Source organism: Sphingomonas sp. P3_C5 (genome assembly GCF_056402635.1).
Genome location: NZ_JBFUHA010000024.1, coordinates 1 through 5,599 on the forward strand (window position 1 = coordinate 1; position 5,599 = coordinate 5,599).

General features: G+C 64.2%; 3 protein-coding genes and 1 pseudogene. 2 read left to right on the plus strand and 2 right to left on the minus strand.

Annotated elements, in window-relative coordinates:
• The first annotated feature begins 130 nt into the window (after positions 1-130).
• On the plus strand, positions 131-1,189 hold the full coding sequence (gene rhaT, locus AC1DVS_RS26690; RefSeq protein ID WP_478027542.1) for an L-rhamnose/proton symporter RhaT: 1,059 nt from the start codon (positions 131-133) through the stop codon (positions 1,187-1,189).
• A gap of 115 nt (positions 1,190-1,304) precedes the next feature.
• On the opposite strand, the gene AC1DVS_RS26695 is transcribed toward rhaT, so the two are convergent.
• Positions 1,305-2,816, minus strand: coding sequence for an MFS transporter (locus tag AC1DVS_RS26695; protein ID WP_478027543.1), 1,512 nt, complete (start codon positions 2,814-2,816; stop codon positions 1,305-1,307).
• Positions 2,817-2,862: 46 nt separating this feature from the next.
• On the minus strand, positions 2,863-3,975 hold the full coding sequence (bglB, locus tag AC1DVS_RS26700; protein ID WP_478027544.1) for a beta-galactosidase BglB: 1,113 nt from the start codon (positions 3,973-3,975) through the stop codon (positions 2,863-2,865).
• Between the two features lie 271 nt (positions 3,976-4,246).
• Here bglB and AC1DVS_RS26705 point away from each other — a divergent pair.
• A pseudogene (locus AC1DVS_RS26705) lies at positions 4,247-5,301 on the plus strand (IS110 family RNA-guided transposase).
• Positions 5,302-5,599 lie beyond the last annotated feature (298 nt).

Below are 5,599 nucleotides of genomic sequence, written 5' to 3' on the forward strand. Positions count from 1 at the left end.
CCGCTCCGCTTCGATCTTGGCGACGAGTCTTCTTGAGCGCGCAGACGCGCGCCCCCACCCCTAACCCCTCCCCTGAAGGGGAGGGGCTGAAGTCTGCTTTGCCTCCGAGTATCGCTCTCAGGAGAACATCATGAACCCCAACCCGCTGCTCGGCGTCCTCTTCCACTGGCTCGGCGGGCTTTCCTCGGCCAGCTTCTACGTCCCCTATCGCGCGGTGAAGCGCTGGTCGTGGGAGATTTACTGGCTCACCGGCGGCATCTTCTCCTGGCTGCTCGCGCCCTGGTTCTTCGCCTCGATCCAGACACACGACCTGCTCGGCGTGCTCAGCGCGGCGCCAACGCACGTGATCGTCTGGCCGATCGTCTTCGGCATCCTCTGGGGTTTCGGCGGGCTGACCTACGGCCTCACCATGCGCTATCTCGGCCTGTCGCTCGGCATGGCGGTGGTGCTCGGGCTGTGCACCGTGTTCGGCACCCTGATCCCGCCGATCTTCCAGGGCGATTTCGCTGCGAAGCTGCTCGATACGCCGAGCGGCAACATCATCCTGCTCGGGCTTGCGATCACCATGGCGGGCATTATCGTCGTGGCCATTGCCGGCGCGCGCAAGGACGCAGCGCTCAGCGCCGAGCAGAAGGCGGAGACCGTCGCCGAGTTCGCGTTCCGCAAAGGCATCGCGGTCGCAATCTTTTCGGGGATCATGTCATCCTGCTTCGCCTTCGGGCTCGCCGCGGGCGAACCGATCAAGAAGCTGTCGGAGGCGGCTGGGACCGGCCGCCTCTGGGCCGGCCTGCCGGTCCTGTGCCTGGTGATGTTCGGTGGCCTCCTCACCAACGCGGCGTGGTGCGCATGGCTGATCGTGAAGAACCGCAGCGCGAACCAATGGACCGGTGGCGGCGATGCGGTCGGCGCGCCCCTGCTCGCCAATTTCCTGCTCTGCGCCGTGGCGGGCACCGCCTGGTATTTCCAGTTCTTCTTCTACACCATGGGCGAAAGCCAGATGGGACGCTTCGGCTTCTCGTCCTGGACGCTGCACATGGCTTCGATCATCATCTTCGGCACGCTCTGGGGCTTCGCGTTCCGCGAGTGGAGGGATGCAGCCCCAGGGCTGCGCCTGATGGTCTGGAGCGGCGTCGGCCTGCTGGTGCTGGCCACGATTGTCATCGGTTACGGCAACAGCCTGGCGGCTTGAGACGCGGCCTGGTCTGTCAGCGAATCTGTACCAATCATTGTACAGCCGGAAATGTCAGCGGTCGCATGACATTTCCTGGAGCGAGGACTGCGCAATACTCGAAAAGGCGCGAAGCTCAGGCCACGTTGTTCCGCCCCCAGAGCGCCTCATAGCGCCAGCCGGAGAGATCCTCGACGATCTCCCGCGCTTCGGGTGACGTGGGCGCCGCGTCCGGGCTCCTGCGAAAATGCTCAATCTCGGCCATCAGCACGGCATGGGTGCGTGGATCGAGCCGGAAGCGCATCGAGACAAAGACGCCGAACAGCAGCATCGCCACCGTGCCCAGCCCCAGCACCGAGACGATCGCGGTAATCGCCACCGGGCTCTGGACGCTCGCCTTGGAGACGAAGCCCGAGGCCTGCATGACCTGCCCGACCAGGATCACCGCCAGCGCCTGCGACATCTTGCGCACAAAGGTCATCACCCCCGCAAAGGCGCCTTCGCGCCGCTTGCCGGTGACGATCTCGTCGACATCGGCCATGTAATTATAGGTCGCCCAGGGGATGTAGTTGAGCGCCCCGCGGCCAAGCCCGGCAAACACCACCGGCACCCAGAAGATCGCGCTCGTCGCGGTATAGCCCGCCGCATACATGGCGATGAACAGGATGACGCCGCTGCCGAAGCTCAGCGCCGCCAGCCGATAGGCGATGCCGGGGGACAGTCGCAGCGCGAAATTGATCGCCAGCGCGACCGCGATCAGCTGGACGGCATAGGTCACCCCAACCAGATTGGCGACGATCGCGGTCGACCCGGCGAGCGCGAAGATCACGAAATAGGTGAAGGCGGCATTGTAGATATCCTGGCTGATATAGCCGCCGAGATACATGCCGAGGTGCAGCCGAAAGGCACGGATGCGCAGCGTCGAGAACAGGTTGCGGTAAAGGTCCTTGAACGCGTCGCCGACGCTCTTGCGCTCCACCACCGCCTCTTCGAGCCCGGCGGGGCGGGCGCGCTCCCAGCTGAAGGTGTAGAGCAGCCCCGCCGCGAGCATGAACAGCCCGGCAAAGATGATCCCCATATAGAGATAGGTGTCGGGCGAATCCGGGCCGAGCCGCGCGATCAGCCAGCCGGGCAGGAAAGCCGCGCCGATCGCCGAGATCTGGCCGCACAGGATCCGCGATCCGGCGAGCTTGGCCTTGGTGCGATAGTCGGTCGCCATTTCGGCGGCGAGCGTTTCATAGGGGATGATCTCCATCGCATAGACCATCTCGAACAGCACATAGGTGACGAGGTAATAAGCGAAGCTCTGTCCGCCCACCCACATCAGCGCAAAGCTCGGCAGGAGCGGGATCGCGGCGAGGATGAAGAAGCGCCGCCGCCCGAATTTGCGGCCCAGCCAGCTGCGGCCGAGATTGTCCGAGGTATAGCCGATCAGCGGACTGGTGATCGCATCGAGCACGCGCGCGACGCCGAAGATGATCGTCGCCTGTGCCGCCGACAGGCCGCAGAAACTCGTGTAGAAGATCAGCACCCAGGTGCTGATCACCGCCATCGAGCCGGCGCCGAGCACGTCGTTCGAGCCGTACGCCAGATAGTTGAACCATCGGACCTGGCGCGCCGGGGGCTGGCTGGATGCGACGGTGGCCATCGGCTTCCTCTCGATTGCCCCGCACTTGCGGCGCGGGATCATGGGGTCAGATATAGGTTCGCAGAAACTCGGCCAGCGCGCAGATCGCCAGGCTCTGGCCATAAGGCATCGAGGTCAGCGGGATGTCCTTGTAGAATTGCATCGTGTCGCCCATCGCAGTGCCGAAGCTCACCTGTTTGAGCTCGCCGGCCTCATCGATATTGGCCAGGACGGCCCGGATCGCGCGGATGCCGACCGCTTCATATTCGGCCGGCAGATAGCGCTTCCGCACCGCCTTCAGGATGCCATAGGCGAAGCCCGCGGTGGCCGAGGCTTCGAGATAGCTGCTCGGATCGACGATCAGCGTGTGCCACAATCCGCTCGCATCCTGGTGCTTCGCGAGCGCCTTCACCTGCGCCTCGAGCGTGTCGATCAGGAAAGTGCGGAGCGCGTCGCCGGGTTCGAGATCGAGCATCTCGATGATTTCGGGGATCGCGATCGTCACCCAGCAATTGCCCCGTGCCCATAAGGCGCCCGCGAAATTGTGCCGGCCGTCAAAGGTCCAGCCATGATACCAGAGGCCGGTCTCTCGATCGGTCAGATATTTGATGTGGACGAGGAACTGGCGCTTGGCCTCCTCGACATAATGCGGCCGATCGAGCAGCAGTCCGATCCGCGCGAGCGGCAGCACCGACATCATCAGCGTGTCGTCCCACAGTTCCTGCGGGTTCTCGTCGTTGAAGACGATATGCTGGAAGCCGCCTTCTTCGGTCTTGGGCAGGCCGGCCGGGTCCATCAGCCATTCGGCCCAGCTGTCGAGATAGGGCAGATAGCTCTGGTCGCCGGTCTCCTCGTAGAGATTGGCGAGCGTCAGGAAGGGCGACATGGTGTTGATGTTCTTGGTCGGCGTGCCCGCCGCGAAACGGTCAGCGAACCATTGCAGCATGATCTCCAGCGCCCGCGCGTCATTGGTCTGTTCGTAATAGCGGTACATGCCGAACAGGCCGATGCCGTGAGTCCACTCCCAGTCGTTCCAGCCCTTGGTGTCGATCACCCGTCCGTCGGCGAGGCGCAGCAGGAATTCGCCGCTCTCGTCCTTGAGGTTGACGAGATTGTCGATCAGCTTGCCGATCGCCTGCAGCACCGCGTCGCGCGGAACGTCGTGCGTCAGTGCGGCCATCCCCCAAATCCTCCGTCTGTTCTATAATATGAAACTGATGTTCAATATATGGCGGATTAGCCTGAGGCGCCGGCCGGGTCAAACGCTAGAGTCGAGTTCGATTAGGTTAAACCAACCGTCACCCCGGACTTGTTCCGGGGTCCACGGTTCCGCGTACGCAACGGTTGAAGCTCCTGCGGAAACATGGATGCCGGAACAAGATCCCATGGGGAGTGGATAGCGACCGCCGCTCTGCCAGAGTGAGGTTGCAGACCAATCTCTGGAGGCGATCATGCAGCGAGCAGAATGCCGGGCCGAGCCGGCGACCACTATCCGTTATGATCTTGGCGCAATTTTCGTGTCGTTGGAACTGTCGCGCTCGAAATGGCTGGTGACGAGCCTGTCGCCGGGTGGCGGGGAGAAGATGTCGAAGCACGTCGTTGCGGCGGACGATCCGAGGGGATCGAGAGCCATATCGTCGATCCGGCCTCGATCGCGGTGTCGCGCCATCGCCGGCGCGCCAAGACCGACCGGATCGACGGAGAGGCGCTGTTGCGCACGCTGCTGGCCTGGAAGCGGGGCGAGCCGCGGGTTTGCTCGATGGTGCGGGCGCCCAGCCCCGAGCAGGAGGACGAGCGCCGGCTGAGCCGGGAGCGCAAGACGCTGGTCGCCGAGCGGCTGACGCACGTCAATCGCATCAAGGGACTGCTCTACTCGCAAGGGATCAGCGGCTATGAGCCGCTGCGCCGCAACCGGCGTGCGCGGTTGGAGGTGCTGGAGACCGGCGACGGCCGGCCGCTGGGGGTGCACATCAAGGCGCAGATCGCCCGCGAGCTCGACCGGATCGAGTTGCTGATCGCGCAGATCGCGGCGGTCGAGGCGGAGCGCGATGCCCTGCTCGCTCGACTGGGTGATGCCGCACGGCCGGGAGGTGCCGCATCAGCCCCGACCGCGATGCTACTCGACCTGGCCGGGATCGGCGCCGAGTTTACGACCGTGCTGTGGCATGAGGCGCTGTTCCGCCAGTTCGACAACCGAAGGCAGCTGGCCGCCTATGCCGGGCTGGCGCCGCCCCCCTGGCAAAGCGGCACGGTCGACCGCGAGCAGGGCGTGTCCAGGGCCGGCAATCCCAGGCTCAGAACGACCATGATCCAGCTCGCCTGGCTCTGGTTGCGCCATCAGCCCGACTCCGCGCTCAGCCAGTGGTTCAACGCGCGTGTCAGCCACAATGGCGGCCGCTACAAGAAGACCACGATCGTGGCGCTCGCGCGAAAGCTCCTCGTCGCGCTGTGGAAATACGTCACCGCGGGCGTTGTCATCGAAGGCGCCATCACCAGGACTAGCTGATCGACCGATCCATGAGGACCTGATCACGTCCTCGCGGATGCAGGTGGACGGACCGCATGCTGGACTGGCTCCTTAAAGAGCCGAAAACAAGAATGGTCCCGTCGCCTGAGCCTCGCCCGTCGCAAGCGGGATCATGGTGCAGCCGTCCTGCGCGGCGACCGTATGTGAGTTGGACCAGGTCGGGCAATCCGGCCGCGTCATGCCAAACGGCTCAGACCTGACATCCGCAAATAGCCAAGGAGAACCAACATGCCATAGGCAAACCTCTTGACCACAAACTCCTCATGTGAGTCCGGCA